Source organism: Phaeobacter sp. S60, from assembly GCF_000826845.1.
Taxonomy (GTDB): domain Bacteria; phylum Pseudomonadota; class Alphaproteobacteria; order Rhodobacterales; family Rhodobacteraceae; genus Phaeobacter; species Phaeobacter piscinae.
This window is the reverse complement of sequence record NZ_JSWJ01000002.1, coordinates 137,192-155,614: the sequence shown is the minus strand read 5'-3', so window position 1 is coordinate 155,614 and position 18,423 is coordinate 137,192. Positions and strand designations below refer to the sequence as shown.

Annotated in this window: 17 protein-coding genes; 12 read left to right on the top strand and 5 right to left on the bottom strand. The window is 59.8% G+C overall.

Features of this window, described 5'->3' with window-relative positions; translation table 11 throughout:
- Positions 1–123: 123 nt before the first annotated feature.
- Positions 124–1,470, bottom strand: coding sequence for an aminotransferase class III-fold pyridoxal phosphate-dependent enzyme (locus OO25_RS01540; RefSeq protein WP_040178145.1), 1,347 nt, complete (start codon positions 1,468–1,470; stop codon positions 124–126).
- Complete coding sequence (locus tag OO25_RS01535) at positions 1,467–2,276, bottom strand: IclR family transcriptional regulator (protein ID WP_040178158.1); 810 nt, start codon at positions 2,274–2,276, stop codon at positions 1,467–1,469. The genes OO25_RS01540 and OO25_RS01535 overlap by 4 nt, the downstream gene beginning before the upstream one ends.
- Positions 2,277–2,392: 116 nt before the next feature.
- Here OO25_RS01535 and OO25_RS01530 point away from each other — a divergent pair, with 116 nt between their 5' ends.
- From OO25_RS01530 to hpaH, 10 genes are all read left to right on the top strand, one after another.
- Positions 2,393–3,337, top strand: a complete 945-nt coding sequence (locus OO25_RS01530) for a tripartite tricarboxylate transporter substrate-binding protein (protein WP_040171735.1) — start codon at positions 2,393–2,395, stop codon at positions 3,335–3,337.
- A gap of 64 nt (positions 3,338–3,401) precedes the next feature.
- Positions 3,402–3,941 (top strand): tripartite tricarboxylate transporter TctB family protein, encoded by a 540-nt coding sequence (locus OO25_RS01525; RefSeq protein ID WP_040178144.1) that lies wholly within the window; start codon positions 3,402–3,404, stop codon positions 3,939–3,941.
- 12 nt (positions 3,942–3,953) lie between these two features.
- Entirely contained in the window at positions 3,954–5,471 is a 1,518-nt protein-coding gene (locus OO25_RS01520) for a tripartite tricarboxylate transporter permease (protein ID WP_040178143.1), read from the top strand.
- Between the two features lie 5 nt (positions 5,472–5,476).
- Positions 5,477–6,961, top strand: a complete 1,485-nt coding sequence (locus OO25_RS01515) for an aldehyde dehydrogenase (protein ID WP_052465579.1) — start codon at positions 5,477–5,479, stop codon at positions 6,959–6,961.
- A gap of 11 nt (positions 6,962–6,972) precedes the next feature.
- Positions 6,973–8,232, top strand: coding sequence for a Tm-1-like ATP-binding domain-containing protein (locus tag OO25_RS01510; protein ID WP_040178156.1), 1,260 nt, complete (start codon positions 6,973–6,975; stop codon positions 8,230–8,232).
- 62 nt (positions 8,233–8,294) lie between these two features.
- Positions 8,295–8,684: a 5-carboxymethyl-2-hydroxymuconate Delta-isomerase gene (locus tag OO25_RS01505; protein ID WP_040178142.1), complete on the top strand. Its 390-nt coding sequence runs from the start codon at positions 8,295–8,297 to the stop codon at positions 8,682–8,684.
- A complete protein-coding gene (gene hpaE, locus OO25_RS01500; RefSeq protein WP_040178141.1) occupies positions 8,681–10,192 on the top strand; it encodes a 5-carboxymethyl-2-hydroxymuconate semialdehyde dehydrogenase in 1,512 nt (503 codons plus the stop codon). Before OO25_RS01505 ends, hpaE begins: the two co-directional genes overlap by 4 nt.
- On the top strand, positions 10,192–11,175 hold the full coding sequence (gene hpaD / locus OO25_RS01495) for a 3,4-dihydroxyphenylacetate 2,3-dioxygenase (protein WP_040178140.1): 984 nt from the start codon (positions 10,192–10,194) through the stop codon (positions 11,173–11,175). Before hpaE ends, hpaD begins: the two co-directional genes overlap by 1 nt.
- The gene (locus OO25_RS01490; RefSeq protein WP_040178138.1) at positions 11,172–12,026 is read left to right on the top strand and encodes a fumarylacetoacetate hydrolase family protein; all 855 of its coding nucleotides are present in this window, start codon (positions 11,172–11,174) and stop codon (positions 12,024–12,026) included. Before hpaD ends, OO25_RS01490 begins: the two co-directional genes overlap by 4 nt.
- Entirely contained in the window at positions 12,023–12,823 is an 801-nt protein-coding gene (hpaH, locus tag OO25_RS01485) for a 2-oxo-hept-4-ene-1,7-dioate hydratase (protein ID WP_040178136.1), read from the top strand. The genes OO25_RS01490 and hpaH overlap by 4 nt, the downstream gene beginning before the upstream one ends.
- A 93-nt stretch (positions 12,824–12,916) precedes the next feature.
- Here the strand turns inward: hpaH and OO25_RS01480 are convergent, their stop codons facing one another.
- The 3 genes from OO25_RS01480 to OO25_RS01470 all read right to left on the bottom strand — a co-directional run bounded on the left by OO25_RS01480 (position 12,917) and on the right by OO25_RS01470 (position 15,360).
- Positions 12,917–13,906 carry a Hint domain-containing protein gene (locus OO25_RS01480; protein ID WP_040178135.1) on the bottom strand — a complete coding sequence of 330 codons (990 nt, stop codon included), beginning with the start codon at positions 13,904–13,906 and terminating at the stop codon, positions 12,917–12,919.
- A gap of 4 nt (positions 13,907–13,910) precedes the next feature.
- On the bottom strand, positions 13,911–14,135 hold the full coding sequence (locus OO25_RS01475; protein ID WP_040171796.1) for a hypothetical protein: 225 nt from the start codon (positions 14,133–14,135) through the stop codon (positions 13,911–13,913).
- 310 nt (positions 14,136–14,445) lie between these two features.
- Positions 14,446–15,360 (bottom strand): rhodanese-related sulfurtransferase, encoded by a 915-nt coding sequence (locus OO25_RS01470; RefSeq protein ID WP_040178134.1) that lies wholly within the window; start codon positions 15,358–15,360, stop codon positions 14,446–14,448.
- A gap of 121 nt (positions 15,361–15,481) precedes the next feature.
- Here OO25_RS01470 and pncA point away from each other — a divergent pair, with 121 nt between their 5' ends.
- A complete protein-coding gene (gene pncA / locus OO25_RS01465; RefSeq protein WP_040178153.1) occupies positions 15,482–16,087 on the top strand; it encodes a bifunctional nicotinamidase/pyrazinamidase in 606 nt (201 codons plus the stop codon).
- A 183-nt stretch (positions 16,088–16,270) separates the two neighbouring features.
- Entirely contained in the window at positions 16,271–18,409 is a 2,139-nt protein-coding gene (locus OO25_RS01460) for an ATP-binding protein (RefSeq protein ID WP_369808844.1), read from the top strand.
- The last annotated feature ends 14 nt before the right edge of the window (positions 18,410–18,423 follow it).

The following is an 18,423-nucleotide window of genomic DNA, read 5'->3' as shown; positions in this document are numbered from 1 at the left end:
TGCGGTTGGGCTGGCGGCCAAATCAAACTTTGTGGGCGCGATGAGGACGGTAAGGCTGGAAGGCCTCACCAAAGACACCGAAAACCCTGCAACGCTCCCTAAAAGCTGACAAAAACGCAGACCCTATGCTGCAGTAAGTCCAACCCGCAGCGCGTCCAGCAAACCGCGTGCATCTGCTTCACTCATGACGAGCGGCGGGGACAGAATCACGTTTGCACCCGAAACCCGGATCAATGCACCGGCTTCATAGCAGGCCTCCTGCACGGCCAGAGCCCGGCGCCCGTCAAGCGGCGCCCGTGTCTGGCGATCACGCACCAGTTCGATGGCTGTCATCAGCCCATAGCCGCCCCGGACATCGCCAATGACATCAAAACGGTCCTTCAAGGCCAGACAGCCCTCGTACAGTTGGGTGCCGCGTGCCGCTGCTGTTGCGGTCACATTCAGACGCTGCATCTCTGCCAGACAGGCGAGCGCGGCCGCCGCACCGACGGGATGGCCGGAATAGGTATAGCCATGGCCAATCTTGGCATCGGGGTTTTCCTCAAAGACCTCAATCATCCGGTCACCCATCATGACCGCGCCAAATGGGAAATAGCCGTTTGTGATCGCTTTTGCGGTACACATCATATCGGGCTGGAGGCCCCAGAGCCGGGCCCCCGACCAGGCCCCTGTGCGCCCATAAGCCGTGATCACCTCATCGGTGATCAGCAGGATGCCGTTGCGATTGCAGATTTCCTGGACCATTGGCGCAAATGACGGATGGGGCGGGATCACACCGCCTGCCCCGAGGATGGGTTCCATGATCATCGCGGCAATCGTATTGGCGCCCTGAAAGGCGATCTCATCCTCCAGCGCGGCGGCGCAAAGCTGGGCCAGACGCTCCGGGTCGCTTTCGTTGAAGGGGTTGCGATAGGTATAGGGGGCCGGGATATGAAAACAGCCAGGAAGCAGGGGTTCGTAAGCATTCCGGAAGTTGGCGTTTCCGTTTACCGAGGCGCCGCCGATATGGGTGCCATGATAGCCTTTCTTGAGGCTGAGGAACTTGGTTCGGCCGCCGTCGCCACGCAGTTTGTGATATTGCCGCGCCAGCCGCAGCGCGGTCTCCACGGAATCCGAGCCACCGGAGGTGAAGAAGGCTCGGCTCAGGCCATCCGGAGCGAAGAACCGGCTGAGTTCATAGGACAGCTCAATTGCCGCATCATTCGATGTTCCGCGAAAGGTAGAGTAATACGGCAGCTTCTCCAGCTGTGCAGCCATCGCGTCCTTAACCGGCTGGCAGGAATAGCCGAGGTTCACATTCCAGAGGCCGCCAACCCCGTCGATGACCCGATGGCCGTCAATGTCTGTGATGGACACGCCCTCGGCACTGGTGATGATCTTGGGCGGCTGCGCGACACTGTCCTGCGGTGATGTCATCGGATGCCACATCAGGCGGCCGTTGTGTTCCTTGAGGAAGTTTGACTCTGTCATGATGTGGAATCCGTTTCATAGTGCCGACTGGACTCACTGGCCCAGGCGGATGTCACATTTGCGGGGAGTTGCCCCCCCCAGTTTCGGGTGATGTCGCGGCTCGCTTTGATCAGTTCTGTTTTGATCAACCGCTCTTGCTCGGGAGACACACGTGTGGCGACGCTGGCCACCGAAACGGCGCCCGCAAACAGGCCAGTCTGATCGTAGAGCGGCGCAGAGAGGCTGTGGATTTCCGCTTCGAAACTGCGGTCCGAACAGCCAAAGCCGGTAGCGCGCGCGTCGGTGATCAGATCGCTCAACGCCTCCGCTGTGGTGGCTGTATGCGGCGTGAACCTATCCATCTGGGAGAGTGCGGCCTCCAGCATCGCGTCAGGGCCAAAAGCCAGCGCGCAAAGGCCTGATGCCGTCGCATGGAGTGGAAATGTTGTGATGTCGATGATCGCCCGTGTGCCATGACGAGGCGATTCGCAGGACGCAAGCGCGTAGAGTGTGGTGCCCGACACCACCGAGACATGCGCCGTCTCGCCAGTCACGTCGGCGAGCTGCGACAATGGCAATTGCGCCCCAAGCTTGCGCGGGACAGTGGCCTCCCGCACCTGCGCCAACTGTAGGACAGCAGGCCCCAGCCGATAGTGTCTTGTCGTTGGGTTCTGCTCGACAAATCCAGCTGTCTCAAGGGCTTGGAGGTGGCGATATGTGGTTGCCTTGTCGCGCCCGGCAATCCTGCACAGCTGCGACAGGCCGATTTCCGGGCGGTCGGCCGAGAAGTGCGACAGTAATGCCAGCGTTTTGGTTGCAGAGGACATGTCGTCGGTCACCGTTCCTGTGGAGTCAGAAAAAATTTGACACATGATAGATAGCAAGGCAACCTTTTTTGCGAAACACTGGTTTGATATATGAACCAGTCAACGGGAGGGGAAACATGTCGAAATTCAAAAAATCTGTTGCCGCGCTTGCCTTGGTCGCCGCTGCTGCTGCCGGTGCGGTTCATGCCGAATACCCGGAAAAACCCGTAGAATTTGTGGTGCCATGGCCGCCCGGCGATCTGGAGGACGTTCTAACCCGCATGATTGCTGAGGATTTCTCGGCGGCCTATGATGTGCCAACTGCTGTAGTGAACAAACCCGGCGGTGGCGGTGGGCCATTTCCTGGCGCGGTTGCGGTGGCAGAGGCGCCTGCAGATGGCTACACCATCGGCTCCTTTATTATCGCGATCCCGGTGGTTGGTCCGCAGATCGGCATTCCGCAGCTGAGCCCGGATCCATTTGTCCCATTGGGCAATTTTCTGACCTATCCGTTTGTGATCGCCGCCGGCGCTGATGCGCCTTACGATGATATCGCCGGACTGGCGGCTCATGCGGCGCAGAACGATGTTGTGCTGGGGCATTTCGGTGCGCCCTTGGTCCCAACCCAGGTAACATTGGGTTTGGCCAAAGAGCTGGGGTTTTCCTACGCTTCCGATGCGGCGTTTGACGCGCTGGATTGCAACACATTGGCCTCAGGCGATGTGGATGTGATCAACACCACGCTGCAATTGATCCTGCCGTGCCTCGATGAGGTGAAGGTGCTTGCCTCCATCGGTTCAGAGCGGATCCCATTGACGGCCGAGGCGCCAACCGTCGCAGAGCTGGCGCCGGATCTGAACGTCTCTCTTTGGAATGGGCTGTTTGTTCACAAGGAAACCCCACAGGACGTGCGCGACAAGATTATTGCTGTCGCCCAGAAAACCGTGATGTCCGATCGGGCTCAGGCGCTTGCTGCAGAAACAGGCGCGGCGGTCTACTGGCAGCCCGCGGCAGACGTCGTCACGCAGATCCAGACCGACACTGAGACCATGGCCCGGATTGAAAAAATGCTCTCCGAATAAGCACGACCGGGGACGCCGGGCGGTGCGGCCGCCCGGTCACGGCCATTCACGAGCGGGGGGACAGATGTCGCGGGTCAATACGCTTCAAGCCTTATTCAAACGCTATCGCCGACCGGGCGATATCGTGTTTGCCTGGATTATCCTCATTGTGGCGCTGCTGCTGTTGGCGCAGCTTTACGACCAGACCGCGTGGCGCAAGGGTGGGCCGCTGTTTGCCCAACCCCGGTTCTGGCCGGCGGTTTCCCTAACAGGCATGGCAGGGTTTGCGGCATTGCATCTGTTGGGTTCGGCCCTGTCTGAGCGCATCCAAGGCCGCTGGCAGGAGGTCTGGCTCTGGCTGTCCTCACTGGAATATGCCGGTTGGTTTATCGCCTATGCGGCCGTCGTGCCTTATGCGGGCTACCTTCCGGCCACGGTCCTATTCGCAGTCGCCTTGGCCCTGCGTGCCGGATACCGGCGACCAGCCGCGCTTGCCGGTGCGGCAGTCTCGGCAGGGGTGATCGTGCTGCTGTTCAAAACCTTGCTGAAGGTGAACCTGCCCGCTGGCCGTGTTTATGAGGTGCTGCCGGACGGGTTGCGCCAGATCATGCTGACCTATTTCTGAACGGAACATTCGATGGAAAACCTCCTCGCCGGAGCCGAGATGCTTGCACGCTGGGACGTGGTTGTCGCGCTTTTGGTCGGGTCAATCGGCGGCGTCGTGATCGGCGCGATCCCAGGCGTTGGCCCGGCGGTCGCCATCGCAATCCTCCTGCCCGCGACCTTTGCTTTCGACCCGATCGTGGGGTTGACGATGCTGCTGGGGATTTACGGCTCCTCAATGTATGGCGGTGCCATTCCGGCTGTCCTGATCAATACACCCGGCACAGCGGTCAATGCGCTCACCTCCTACGATGGCCACCCGATGACACAGAAAGGCGACGCCCACCGTGCGCTTTCGCTGGCCTATAGCGCGTCTTTCTGGGGCGGAATATTTGGCATTGGTTGCCTGATCCTGTTGTCGCCGGTTTTGGCGCTGGTGGCTCCGATGTTTGGGTCCAGAGAGATATTTCTGGCTGCGCTTCTTGGGGTTATTCTGGTGATCCTCGCCCACCGCGGTCAGATATTCGCAGCCGGTGTCCTGGCCATGTTTGGTATTTTTCTGCAAACCATCGGCCTGGATGCGGTGACTTATACCCAGCGCTACACCTTTGGTCTGACCTTTCTCAGTTCCGGCGTGAATCTGATAGTGGTCGTGCTTGGCCTCTTTGCGCTCAGTCAGGCGTTTTTTCTGCTGACGACCCCGGATAGTAGTCCTGACGCCAAACCGGTGACCGGTCGCATGAGCGCCGGCCTGCGTGAGTTGATGCGCCACAAGCGGGTTGCCACGGTGGCCTCCGGCTGCGGTGTGATCCTGGGCATGATCCCCGGCACCGGGGAGTTCACGGCCCAGTTCATGAGCTACACCTATGCTCAGAAAACCTCCAAGACGCCGGATCTCTTTGGCAAAGGCTCTCCCGAAGGGCTGATCGCCTCAGAGGCTGCAAACAACGCCGTCCCGGCGGCGGCCATGATCCCGCTGCTGGCGCTTGGCATTCCGGGCGAGGCTCTGACGGCTATGATGCTGTCGGTATTCTATGTTCACAATGTCATTCCCGGCCCCCAATTGTTTCAGAACAATATCGATCTGGTCTATGGTCTCTATCTGGCGCTGATCCTGCTGAATGTGATCGTGGTGGCCTTTCTGATGGTGTCCACCAACCTGCTGACCCGGATCATCCGGATCCCGACCCGGTTTCTGGGGATGCTGATCCTGTTGTTGTCCTTTGTCGGGGTCTACTCGCTGCGGAACTCCCTCACGGACTGTATGATTGCTGCGGGGTTTGGCGTGTTCGGCCTGATCCTCAAGCGCCTGAACCTGCCGATTGTGCCGATCATTCTGGGCATGGTTCTGGGCGGCATCATGGAGGTCAAGCTGCGCTCTGCCCTGCCCAGACTCAAAACACCGCTTGATATGATTGACCGGCCGATTTCCTTCATTCTTTTCGCGCTGATCGTCTTGGTTCTGGCGCTGCATATCCGCGCGTTGATGCGGGAATGGCAGCTGCATCAACCGGATGAAGACCATGATTTGCACGACAGCCAGACAAGGTAACCCCAATGGACCAAACCAAAATTGACACCCTGCGTGCGCAGCCTGTGCCGTGTTTTTCACATCTGATTGACGGGCAGCAGGTTGCCGCCTCCGATGGTGCGACGATGGATGTACTTTCGCCCATCGACGGGCAGGTGTTGACCCGGATTGCGCGGGGAACAGCAACGGATATGGAACGTGCCATCACCTCCGCCCGCGCCGCCTTTGAGGACCGCCGCTGGGCCGGCCAACCCCCGGCTGCGCGCAAGAAGGTGCTGATGAAATGGGCGGACCTGATTGAGGCCGACGCGCTGAACCTTGCGGTTCTGGGTGTGCGGGATAATGGCACCGAGATCAGCATGGCGCTGAAGGCCGAACCGGGATCCGCCGCTGCGACCATTCGCTACTATGCCGAAGCGCTGGACAAGATCTATGGCGAAATCGCTCCAACCGCCGGGGACATCCTTGGGATGATCCACAAGGAACCGGTCGGCGTTGTCGGCGCGATCATTCCCTGGAATTTCCCGATGATGATCGGCGCTTGGAAGCTGGCGCCAGCATTGGCCATGGGGAACTCTGTGGTTCTGAAGCCGTCTGAGATGGCGTCACTCTCGCTGATGCGTATGGCGGAACTGGCATTGGAGGCCGGGCTGCCGCCGGGCGTTCTGAACGCGGTCACCGGGGAAGGCGCGGTTGTGGGAGAGACGCTGGGGCTCTCCATGGATGTTGACGTTTTGGTCTTCACCGGGTCCGGGCAAACCGGGCGCCGTCTGATGGAATATGCCGCGCGCTCCAATCTGAAACGTGTGTATCTGGAGCTGGGGGGTAAATCCCCCAATATCGTTTTTGCCGACGCGCCAGATCTGACAGAGGCGGCGAAGGTCACCGCTGCGGGTATTTTCCGCAACGCCGGTCAGGTCTGCGTGGCGGGATCGCGACTCTTGGTGGAGGCCTCGATTCATGACGCCTTTGTCGAAGAGGTGGTGAAGGCAGCACAGGCCATGCGGGTCGGCGACCCGCTCCGGCTCGACACGCAGATCGGCGCGATCAATTCCGAAGCACAGCTGGCCAGAAACCTGCAATGTGTCGCCAAAGCAGAAGCGGAGGGAGGACAGATCGTCACCGGGGGGCAGCGTCTGCTGCCGGAAACCGGTGGCTCTTACATGGCGCCCACGATTGTCACTGGTGTGACGCCTGATGCAACTCTGGCGCAGGAGGAGGTCTTCGGCCCGGTGCTTGCGGTCACTCCGTTTGAGACTGACGCCGAAGCCCTGCGGATTGCCAATGCCACGGTCTACGGCCTCGCGGGCGCGGTCTGGACCTCCGGGCTGAGCCGGGCCCATCGCATGGTGCGGGGCGTGAGAACGGGCGTTATGCACGTCAACACCTATGGCGGTGCCGACGGCACGGTGCCTCTGGGTGGGGTCGGGCAATCCGGAAATGGCTCAGATAAATCGCTCCATGCCATCGACAAATACATCAATCTGAAAACCGCGTGGATGAAGCTCTGAAGGGGGGTGTCATGACCAATAAAACCATTCTGGTGATCGGCACCTATGATACCAAAGATGATGAGTTGAGCTTCCTTGCGGGGGTTATCCGTGACCAGGGCGGCCAGGTGCTGACCATGGATGTCTCGGTGCTGGGCGATCCTGCGACCCCGACCGACTATTCAAAACATGATGTGGCGACGGCTGGTGACAGTTCTATTCAGACCGCTATCGACAGTGGTGACGAAAACACCGCGATGCAGATCATGGCGCGCGGGGCGAGCGTACTGGCGGCACGGCTGTACAGCGCCGCAGCCTTTGATGGCGTGATTGTTCTGGGTGGGACCATGGGCACCGATCTGGCACTTGATGTCTGTTCCGCATTGCCGCTTGGCGTGCCGAAGTACATCGTCTCAACGGTTGCTTTCTCGCCGCTGATCCCAGCCGAGCGATTGGCCCCTGACACCCAGATGATCTTATGGGCGGGAGGGCTATATGGTCTTAACTCGGTGTGCAGGGCCTCGCTTAGCCAGGCAGCTGGGGCGGTTCTCGGCGCGGCGCGGGCAGTGCAGATGCCGGACCCGGATAAACCGCTGATCGGGATCATGTCCCTCGGAACCTCTGCGCTGAAATATGTCATCCCGCTGAAACCGGCGCTGGAGGCACGCGGTTTTGAGGTCGCTGTATTTCACGCCACAGGCATGGGGGGGCAGGCGTTTGAAAGCCTCGCAAAACAGCGCGCCTTTGCCTGTGTTTTTGATTTTTGTACGCAGGAACTTGGGAACCAGATCCACGGATCAGCCATCTCCGCCGGAGCGGACCGGCTGACCAATGCGGGTCTCGCAGGGATCCCGCAGATCGTCGCGCCTGGCTGTTACGATCTCGTGGATGTGGTCGGCTGGCAACCGGTTGCGGAGAAATGGGCCGACCATCCGACCCATGCGCATAATCGCCTGCTGACCTCGGTTGTGCTCAACACGCAGGAGCGGCGGCAGGTCGCGCAGGCCCACGCGACGCAGCTGGCGACAGCCACCGGTCCCGTCGCAGTGATACTACCTGAACGCGGGCTGGGCGAATGGGATCGGGACGGCGCGGATCTCCATGACAGCGCCGGGCTGGCGCGCTTCCTGGCGGAGCTTGAGGCAAGATTACCCGCCCATGTCGCCGCACATCGCATCGACAGCCACATCAACGATGCCGCCTTCGCTGACAAGGTGTTGGACATTTTCGACAGCTGGTGCGCCGAAGGCATCATTTCGCCGGAACGGCGAATTGGTGGATCACCACATTGACACAGGCGATTTTTTACTTAACTTGATAAGTAATATATCACCAATAACCCGCAGGATCCGTGATGCCGCATTTCCAGATCGAATATTCTGCCAACCTTGAGGGGGCGCTGGACATGACGGCACTCTGCGAGGCGCTCCGTGCCGAAGCGGCGCAGATTGACACCTTTCCCACCGCCGGGATCCGCGTTCGCGCCGTTCGGGTGGACCATGTGGCGATGGCGGATGGCAACCCCGTCCACGGGTTCATTGATCTGTCCATCCGTCTGCGCGCAGGGCGCAGCCTTGCGGTCAAGAAAGACGCCACCGCGCGCATATTTGCGGTGCTCTGCGATTTTGCCCGCAGCGCGATGGAGAGCCGCCCCATCGCCCTCTCCGCGGAGATGCGCGACATCGACGCGGAGCTTTCACCCAAATTCGGAAACATCCGCGACCATCTGGAGGACAAGGCATGAGCCAGCTCGACAGCAATATCGGCAAATTGGACGGCTATCTTGCACGGTTCCGCGACACGGGGATCCGGAACCGGATCGCGGGTGCGGATGTGGCCGGAGGGGCGGGCGTATTCCAGACCATATCCCCGGTCGACAAAAGCGTGATCTGTGATGTGGCGCATGGAACGGCGGCTGACATCGACGCGGCCGCTCAGGCGGCGCAGCAGGCCTTCGCGGAATGGCGGGATTTGCCTGCGGTCCAGCGCAAGAAAATACTGATCCGCATTGCCGAGGGCATTGAGGCGCGTGCGGAGGAAATTGCACTCTGCGAGTGCTGGGACACCGGGCAAGCCTATAAATTCATGTCCAAGGCCGCTTTGCGCGGTGCCGAGAATTTTCGCTATTTTGCCGATCAGGTGGTGCAGGCTCGGGACGGCCAGCACCTGCAATCCCCGACGCTTATGAATGTGACCACCCGTGTCCCCATCGGCCCGGTTGGGGTGATCACCCCATGGAACACGCCATTTATGCTCTCTACGTGGAAGATTGCGCCGGCATTGGCAGCAGGCTGCACGGTTGTTCACAAACCCGCCGAAGCCTCGCCTCTGACGGCCCGCGTGCTTGTCGAAATCGCTGAGGAGGCCGGCCTGCCCCCCGGCGTGCTGAACACGGTCAACGGGTTTGGCGATGAGGCAGGCAAGGCGCTTTGTGAACATCCAGCCATCAGGGCCATCGCCTTTGTGGGTGAGTCGCGCACCGGCAGTCTGATTACCAAACAGGGCGCCGACACGCTGAAGCGCAACCACCTCGAACTGGGCGGTAAAAACCCTGTCATCGTTTTTGAGGATGCAGATCTTGAGCGCGCGCTGGATGCGGTGATTTTCATGATCTACTCGATCAACGGGGAACGCTGCACTTCGTCGTCGCGGTTGCTGATACAGGACAGCATCAGGGACGATTTTGAGGCCCGGCTGATCGCGCGCGTCAACAACATCAAGGTTGGCCACCCGCTGGACCCCACGACAGAAATCGGCCCGCTTGTCAGCGAAGAGCATTTCAACAAGGTCACCAGTTATTTTGACATCGCGGCGGAAGAGGGCGCAACAATTGCGGCCGGCGGCGAACCCGTTGGCGACGAGGGGTATTTCATCAGGCCCACCCTGTTCACGGATGCGCGCAATGACATGCGCATCGCCCAAGAGGAGATCTTCGGCCCGGTGCTGACATCCATCCCGTTTACCACCGAAGAGGAAGCGCTGGCACTGGCCAATGACACGGCTTACGGGCTGACCGGTTATCTCTGGACCAATGACCTGACCCGGGCCTTACGGTTCACCGACAGGCTGGAAGCGGGCATGATCTGGGTAAACTCTGAAAATGTGCGCCACCTGCCGACCCCGTTTGGCGGCGTTAAGGCGTCCGGTATTGGTCGCGACGGCGGCGATTGGTCGTTTGAATTCTACATGGAGCAAAAGCACATCGGTTTCGCCACCGGCTCCCACAAGATAACGAAGTTAGGAGCGCTCTGATGCCAGTCCCAGCCCCAAATCTCTATCCCGACTTCAACACCATCCGGCTCAGCCATGTTTGTCTGAACGTCAAGGATCTGGCCGCGTCTCAAAAATTCTATACCGAAATCCTTGGCCTGCAGGTCAGCGATGCGGATGAAAACCGTATCTATCTGCGCGCGATGGAGGAACGCGGCCACCATTGCGTGATCCTGCAACAATCGGACCAGCCGGGCACGGTTGAGGTGATGGGGTTCAAGACCTTTGATGAGGAAGATCTGGATCGTGCCGATGCCTATTTCCGCAAGAAGGGACGGCCAACCGAATGGGTGCAACGCCCGTATCAGGGGCGCACACTGCTGACCTCGGATAACATGGGTATCCCGCTGGAATTCTATCACAAAATGGACCGTCTGGCGCCGATCCACCAGCAGTACCAGCTCTATCGCGGAGTGAAGCCGCTGCGGATCGACCATTTCAACTGCTTCAGCCAGGACGTAGATGCCTCGGTCGCCTTTTACAGTGACTTTGGCTTCCGTGTGACAGAATACACCGAAGACGAGGAGAGCAAGAAACTCTGGGCGGCCTGGCTGCATCGCAAAGGTGGCGTGCATGATATGGCCTTTACCAACGGTACCGGCCCGCGCATGCATCACGTTGCCTTCTGGGTGCCAAACCCACTTAATATCATCGACCTGCTCGATCTGATGGCGACCACCGGTTATGTCGACAATATTGAACGAGGCCCGGGGCGACACGGTATTTCCAACGCCTTTTTCCTCTATATCCTCGATCCCGATGGCCACCGGATTGAGATCTACTGTTCCGATTATCAGACCGTCGATCCCGACCTTGAGCCGATGAAATGGGATCTGAAGGATCCGCAGCGCCAGACGCTCTGGGGGGCGCCGGCCCCGGAAAGCTGGTTCAAACATGGCAGCCGTTTTGTTGGCGTCACGCCAAGGGAGCCGGAGTTGCAAGCCAGCCCGATCATCGCACCATGAAGTTTGCAACCTACAGCGCCAACGGGCAGGTGTATTACGGGGCCGCAACCGATGCGGGGATGATCGCGCTCAGCCCCCGTTTTCCGGCGTGGCCAACGCTCCTGGATGTGATCCGGGAGGGCGGTCTCGATCAACTTGCCGTCGCAGCGACGGACCAACCTATCACCCATAGGGACGTTCGCTTTGAAATGGTGCTGCCCAATGCGCGGCGTATTCTCTGTGTCGGGGTGAATTTCCCGGACCGCAACGCCGAATACAAAGACGGCAGTGAGCAGCCGAAATACATGTCGCTGTTCCCCCGCTTTGCCAGCGGCTTCACCGGTCACAACCGCCCTCTTATCCGCCCGCCCGAGAGCCATATGCTCGATTACGAAGGCGAGGTTGCGATCATCATTGGCAAAGCCGGGCGGCGCATCGCGCAGGCCGACGCCTATGACCATATTGCGGCATTGACCATCTGTAACGAGGGCACCATCCGCGATTGGGTGCGGCACGCAAAATTCAACGTCACCCAGGGCAAGAACTGGGATAACTCCGGTGCCATCGGCCCTTGGCTCGTGCCCTTCGATGATCCTGCGCAGTTGGACACCGCACGGATCATTACGCGTGTGAACGGGGATATCCGACAGGACGATGTCCTGTCGCGCATGATGCACCCGATCCGGCGGGAGATCGAATATATCTCCACCTTTATGACGCTGGAGCCGGGCGATGTCATCGTGACCGGCACGCCGACCGGGTCCGGTGCGCGGCTTGATCCGCCTCAGTACCTGAAACCCGGCGATGTGGTTGAGGTCGAGGTGACAGGGATCGGTACTCTCAGGAATACGATTGAGGACGAACAGCCATGACACCGCAGGACCACGCGCAGGCCGCTGCGGATTTATTGCAGGCGGAGAAGACCGGCCAGCAGATCGGATTGCTCAGCCTGCGGCACCCGGAGATGGGCATGGACGATGCCTATGCGATCCAGACAGCGATCCATCAGGCCAAGCTGGCCCAGGGGCGCCGGGTCATCGGGTGGAAAATCGGGCTCACGTCGAAGGCGATGCAATATGCCCTGAATATCGACATTCCAGATAGCGGTATCCTCTTTGACGATATGCTGTTTGCCGATGGTGGGCGCATCCCCAAGGGCCGTTTTATCCAGCCGCGGGTCGAAGCGGAAATCGCCTTTGTCATGAAAACCGCGATTGGCGGCAGCAATGTCACGCGCACCGATGTGCTGACCGCCACCGATTATGTGGCGCCCGCCCTCGAAATTCTCGACACCCGCATCGCGCGCCAGGACCATGCCACCGGCCAAAGCCGGAATGTCTTTGACACCATTAGCGACAACGCCGCCAATGCAGGTGTTGTGCTGGGCGCTCAGCGCCACTCGGTTGATGCCTTTGATCTACGTTGGGTCGGGGCGATCACCAGCCGGAACAGACAGGTTGAGGAAACCGGTCTCGGGGCGGGTGTTCTCAACGATCCGGTCGAAAGCGTGGTCTGGCTGGCCCGCCGCATGGCGCAATATGGTCAACGCATTGAGCCGGGTCAGATCGTCCTGTCGGGCAGCTTTATCCGCCCGGTCGAATGTCCGTCTGGCACAGAGATCGCTGCGGATTTCGGCCCCTTCGGCTCAGTAGAGATCGGTTTTGCATAATAACGTCAGACGGCCGAAGGCGATCCGCGCTCTGCTGTCTCAGTCCAATTTTCCCGAGGAGCCCCTAGCCTGCAATGGTCGGCCGGGCGCAGGTCACGGCGCCTCTGTTGGAACGCCCCCAAGGACGGGTTTGTTGTTCTTCAGATGGCGCGCCACCAGCTGGCGTTGCTGTCTGCCGCTGGGGATCGGGCAGGCTGAGCGGGCTGCGGCCTGCGGGGCAAGCAGCTCGGGGAACAGCAGGGTGATTTCCTCATAGGCCTCCGGGGGCAGCGCCTTCAGCGCCTCGGCGCCGGTGAACAGACTTTCGGTCGGGGCACCTTCGGCGAAAATCACCTCGTGCTGATCGCACAGCAGGTGGAAATACTCGACCGCCTCGTCGTTCGGCTCAACTAAAATACCGGGAAGCTCCGTCAGGCGCACCGCAGCCACCAGCACCTCGGGGGCTACAAACATCCGCTCCGAGATTTTCGACGACACCAGCATCCGGTGCTGTCGCGACACCAGAAGATCGCGCTCCGGCAGCCCATGACCCAGGGCACCCGCGGTGATTCTGACCGGCCTCAGCTTGGGGTTGTCTGCCACGTCGGCGGCGGAGAGCTTGCGGCTCATCACCATGCGCAAGGGGCGATAGCTGCCGTCTGCGACCCGAACCCGGTCGCCGGCTACAAGGGCCTCGACCGCGATTTGACCGCGATCCGTTTCAATCAGCGTGCCGCGCGCAAAACAGGTGATGTCGGCATAATTCCAGCCCGAGGTATGGTTCTGATAGCTGCCCAACGTCGCGCCGACGGTAAATTCAGAATCCGGTGCGGGCACGAAATACCAACTGCCACCGGTGTTGAAGAAATAGAAGGTCTCGACATGTCCGGTGCCGCCAGTGTCGGTGAAGGAGACATTGATCGCATAAGGCGTCCCCGTAGACCCGTTGAAGGCACCGCCGTTGATGCTGATGCTTTCATTGCCGTCGCCACTCCCCTGATAGGACGCGTCGTCATCGTCCAAGGTGGCGGTGTAGGAGGTGTTGTACTGGGCGTTGTAGCCGGTCCCGCTCCACCTGAAGGCTGTGACTGTATACTGTGGCATCGCGCTACCCTCGCGATCCGGTATCGGCGGGGGCACCGCCCGACAGCGACTGATCTGACAGTGGTTGGTCCGACAGCGATTGGAACAGCTGGCGCAGACCGGCTGGGGTCAATTTATACTGGATTGCATCAGCTCCCAGGTCAGCCTCAACCGGCTGACGTTCCGCCGGATCAACCGCAACCCCGTTGCTGGATTTCAGTGCGGCGCAAAATGCTGCGTTCTTGCTCATCGCCATAAACCTCGGCTCACTCTTCAGGCAGGACTCTCTACCACTTTAGGGCAGTGTGCCGTTTCTCCAAACATATTATCCATTTGCACGGCCATCCGGGTGCCGGCTGTCGCTCGGATGGCAGCTGACCTAGGGGAATTTAACCGGGGTTTTTCGTGGCAACAATGGGGGCATAAAGCTCCGCGCGGGATTGTTGCACCCCGGTCTGTTGCGCACCGGTCGTTTGCGCGCCGGTCGGTTAAACCCCGGTCTGGTGCCGGGCGTTCTTATTGCGCAGACACAAACCCAGGGGCTGCGCCTTGCGTCAGGATCAGCGCAGCGGCAGATGCCCCAGATGATCCTCGCCGCGCTGCCGCGCCAGTTTCATCTGTTTCTGGCGTTCACGAAACCGGGCCTTGTCCGCCTCTGAGGTTTCATTGATGCAGAGATGGCAGGATACGCCCTGTTCAAAGGCGGGGTTGGCCTTGTCCTCAGGCAGAATGGGACGGCGGCAGCCGTTGCACAGCTCATGCGGGCCTTCCTGCAATCCGTGGCCAACAGACACCCGGCTGTCAAAGACGAAACATTCGCCATTCCAGCTGCTGTCCTCTTTCGGCATTTCCTCAAGGTAGCGCAGGATGCCACCTTTCAGGTGATAGACGTCCTCAACACCCTGCCCAATAAGGAAGTTGGTGGATTTCTCACAGCGGATGCCGCCGGTGCAGAACATCGCCACGCGTTTGTTGTGAAACCGGTCCTTGTTCTCTTCCCACCAGGCGGGGAACTCGCGAAAACTCTCGGTCTTCGGATCTATGGCGCCCTCAAAGGTGCCGATGGCAACCTCGTAGTCATTGCGGGTGTCGATCACCACCACATCGTCGGAGCGGATCAGATCATTCCAGTCTTCCGGCTCCACATAGTTGCCAACGCGGGCGCGCGGATCAATGTCCGGCTGGCCCATGGTCACGATCTCTTTTTTCAGCCGCACCTTCATCTTGCCAAAGGCGGGCTTATCGCTGCTGGCTTCTTTCCAGTCCAGATCGCTGCATCCCGGCAGCGCCCTGATATGCGCCAGCACCGCATCAATCCCGGCCCGCGGACCGGCGATGGTGCCATTGATCCCCTCCTGCGCCAGCAGCAGAGAGCCTTTGACCTGCTGCGCCTCGCACAGCGTCAGCAGCGCCGGTTTGATGGCGGCAGGGTCGTCGAAACGGGTGAAGTGATAGAGCGCAACAATCGTATACATGGCGCCGCTTTACACCAAGCAGACAAGCCGCTGCAAGGTCACGGGCCGCGACATTGGCGCAGCTTTGTTGACGGGTGGGTGTGCGACGCGTACCCCTGTCACCAAAGATGCGGAGACCTTTATGACCAAAGCTTTGATCGTGATTGATGTGCAGATGGATTTTTGCCCGGGCGGCGCTCTCGCGGTGCCGGAGGGGGATCAGGTTGTGGCCCCGATCAATGCGATGATGGCGCAATATGATGCCGTCCTGATGACTCAGGATTGGCATCCCGGTGACCACAGCTCCTTTGCCTCGCAACATCGCGATTCTACCGCGTACGACGTGATCGAGATGCCCTATGGTCCACAGGTTCTGTGGCCGGATCATTGTGTGATCGGCAGCGCAGGCGCCCAGTTCCATCCAAAACTGGATCTGCGTGGCGATCTCATTCTGCGCAAAGGCTACCGCCGTGAGATTGACAGCTACTCGGCGTTCTTCGAGAATGATCAGAGCACACCAACAGGGCTGCATGGCTATCTGCAAGAGCGTGGGATTAACCGCCTGACGCTGGTGGGTCTGGCGACGGATTTCTGCGTCGCCTTCTCGGCGTTGGATGCCGCGCGGTTGGGCTATGATGTCACGGTTGATCTGGCGGCCTGCCGGGCGATAGATCTCGATGGCTCCCTGAAGAGGGCCACTGCCAATATGGAGGCAGCAGGCGTGTGCCTGCTTGGTACCCTTGGGTAAGTTATTAACGAATTGACGATACTAAAGACTCGTCGTCATCAGGGACCTAGCAAACAGATGCCGCAGGCCGATGCGCTCAAAACTGGGCCATTAGAAACCTACAATAGGCGATACAGCCAGCGCGGGCTGCTCAACCGGTATGCGGAAGGGCGGGGTCGCTATTTTGCCTATCGTCAAATGACGATGGCGGGACTTTCCGCGCTGATCGGACTGCTCACCTTTCCCCTGGTTGGTCTGGTCGTCTTCTTCGTCGCCTTTCTTGGGGACATGCTGGATACGGTGTACCTGGCTCGGTCGGCTCCCATTGGGGAGACCGCCCGCTATCGGCATGTGCAGGTGATCAGCACGATCACCGCTGCTATTCAGGCCCTATCGCTGGCGTTTCTGGCTTGGTCACCGTCGATATTCATGCATTCTGAGGATCATCTTCATCAGGCCCACGCCACGCCGCTTTTTACCGTTGGTATTCTGGTTGGTGCAGCAATCAATGCCACCGTGATCCTGCCTTACCATGTGTCTGCCGGGGTTACGCGTCTTGCGATCTATGGCCTGACTCCCTTGGCAACGATTGCGATTGAAACCGTCAATGGAACCGGCGGTGGGATAGCCGATGTGCAACTGTTCCAGATGGCTGGTCTGGGCGTGCTCTACTTCAGTGTCTTCTTCTTCGTCAGTTTTATCTCCGGTCGCTACAATCGCAGCCGCAAGAACACATTGGCGATGGCGCTGCAGCACAAGCAGCTGGCTCAGATCAATGCCAAACTTCAGGCTCAGCAATTGCAAGCACAGCGGCTTGCTTTGGTGGCAGAAAACGCCAATGACAGCGTATTCCTCATGGATGAGGAGGGCCGGATCACCTGGGTGAATGAGGCATTTACCCGGATTACCGGCTACCGCTACGATGAGGCGATTGGCAAGATGCCGGGTACGCTGCTCAACGGGAATGACACCGATATGGCCGTTGTCCGCGCGCTTGAGAAAGGGCGTGCCACCGGCAAACCCTTCCGGTTGGAGATCTGCAATCGGCGCAAGGATGGCCAGCTTCTGTGGCTGGAGACCAATCAGGTGCCGATGCTGCGTGACGATGGTACGGTGGAAACCATCATCGCGGTTGAGCGTGATGTCACCGCCGCGAAACAATATGAACAGCAGCTGAAAGATGCCCGGATCGCCGCCGAGGAGGGCGCGCGGGTGAAATCCGAATTCCTCGCCACCATGTCCCATGAAATCCGGACCCCAATGAATGGGGTCATCGGCATGGCGCAGATGCTGGAACGCACCCAGCTGGATGAGGACCAGAAACTCTATGCCGACACCATCCTCGGCTCGGCGCGCACCCTGCTGTCGCTGATCAACGATGTGCTTGACCTATCCAAGATGGACGCTGGTGAGGTGATCCTCAGCGAGGTGGATTTTGATCTGCCTGCCTGTTTCCAGCAGACCCTGCAACTGTTTGAACCGCAGGCGCAGGAGAAAGGCATCACCCTTGAGCTGGATATTGCACCGGATGTGCCGCGGATGATCAACGGCGATGACCGGCGGTTGCGTCAGGTGTTGCTGAACTTGGTCGGCAATGCGGTGAAATTCACCGAATCCGGCGGCGTCCGGGTCGCGGTTTCCACCAGCCGCGTTGGGGACCGGCTGCGCCTGCGCTTCTCGGTGGCCGATACCGGCATCGGCATTGCCAAGGAGAAGCAGGATCAGATCTTTGAACGGTTCTCTCAGGCCGATGCGGCGATCACCCGGCGGTTTGGTGGCACCGGTCTTGGCCTCACCATCTCGCGCCTGCTGTGCGAGGCGATGGGCGGCGAAATTGACGTCACCTCGGACCCGGGCAAAGGGGCCTGTTTCTCGGTGCATATGCGGATGCAACCTGCCACCGGATCCGGCCTCGCCGAGATTGCCGACAGCGCCCAGCACCTGGGCCGGTCCCTAGACGGGATGCGCATCCTCGTGGCGGAGGACAACCGGATCAACCGCCTTCTCGTGGAGAAATATCTGCAGGATGAACCTGTTACACTCGAATTCGCCATGGATGGGGCGGAGGCGATGGAGAAAACGCCGGGCTTCGACCCCGACGTCATTCTGATGGACATGTCGATGCCGGTGATGAACGGGCTGGATGCCACCCGCAATATCCGCGAGATGGACATTCGTCAGCCGGTGATTGCGGCGCTGACCGCCAACGCCTTTGACTCCGACCGCGAGGCCTGTCTGAAGGCGGGAATGGATGATTTCCTCAGCAAACCGATCAATCGCGATGATCTGCTTGCTGTCCTGCGCAAACATAGCCCTGCGCAAGGGCGTCGCGTCGTGGTCTGATTTCCTTTGCTCCC

Excerpts from the sequence above, each read along its gene's own strand:
- OO25_RS01540 (WP_040178145.1), bottom strand. The coding sequence starts at position 1,470 with ATGACAGAGTCAAACTTCCTCAAGGAACACAACGGCCGCCTGATGTGG.
- OO25_RS01535 (WP_040178158.1), bottom strand. The coding sequence starts at position 2,276 with ATGTCCTCTGCAACCAAAACGCTGGCATTACTGTCGCACTTCTCGGCC.
- OO25_RS01530 (WP_040171735.1), top strand. The coding sequence starts at position 2,393 with ATGTCGAAATTCAAAAAATCTGTTGCCGCGCTTGCCTTGGTCGCCGCT.
- OO25_RS01525 (WP_040178144.1), top strand. The coding sequence starts at position 3,402 with ATGTCGCGGGTCAATACGCTTCAAGCCTTATTCAAACGCTATCGCCGA.
- OO25_RS01520 (WP_040178143.1), top strand. The coding sequence starts at position 3,954 with ATGGAAAACCTCCTCGCCGGAGCCGAGATGCTTGCACGCTGGGACGTG.
- OO25_RS01515 (WP_052465579.1), top strand. The coding sequence starts at position 5,477 with ATGGACCAAACCAAAATTGACACCCTGCGTGCGCAGCCTGTGCCGTGT.
- OO25_RS01510 (WP_040178156.1), top strand. The coding sequence starts at position 6,973 with ATGACCAATAAAACCATTCTGGTGATCGGCACCTATGATACCAAAGAT.
- OO25_RS01505 (WP_040178142.1), top strand. The coding sequence starts at position 8,295 with ATGCCGCATTTCCAGATCGAATATTCTGCCAACCTTGAGGGGGCGCTG.
- hpaE (WP_040178141.1), top strand. The coding sequence starts at position 8,681 with ATGAGCCAGCTCGACAGCAATATCGGCAAATTGGACGGCTATCTTGCA.
- hpaD (WP_040178140.1), top strand. The coding sequence starts at position 10,192 with ATGCCAGTCCCAGCCCCAAATCTCTATCCCGACTTCAACACCATCCGG.
- OO25_RS01490 (WP_040178138.1), top strand. The coding sequence starts at position 11,172 with ATGAAGTTTGCAACCTACAGCGCCAACGGGCAGGTGTATTACGGGGCC.
- hpaH (WP_040178136.1), top strand. The coding sequence starts at position 12,023 with ATGACACCGCAGGACCACGCGCAGGCCGCTGCGGATTTATTGCAGGCG.
- OO25_RS01480 (WP_040178135.1), bottom strand. The coding sequence starts at position 13,906 with ATGCCACAGTATACAGTCACAGCCTTCAGGTGGAGCGGGACCGGCTAC.
- OO25_RS01475 (WP_040171796.1), bottom strand. The coding sequence starts at position 14,135 with ATGAGCAAGAACGCAGCATTTTGCGCCGCACTGAAATCCAGCAACGGG.
- OO25_RS01470 (WP_040178134.1), bottom strand. The coding sequence starts at position 15,360 with ATGTATACGATTGTTGCGCTCTATCACTTCACCCGTTTCGACGACCCT.
- pncA (WP_040178153.1), top strand. The coding sequence starts at position 15,482 with ATGACCAAAGCTTTGATCGTGATTGATGTGCAGATGGATTTTTGCCCG.
- OO25_RS01460 (WP_369808844.1), top strand. The coding sequence starts at position 16,271 with ATGGCGGGACTTTCCGCGCTGATCGGACTGCTCACCTTTCCCCTGGTT.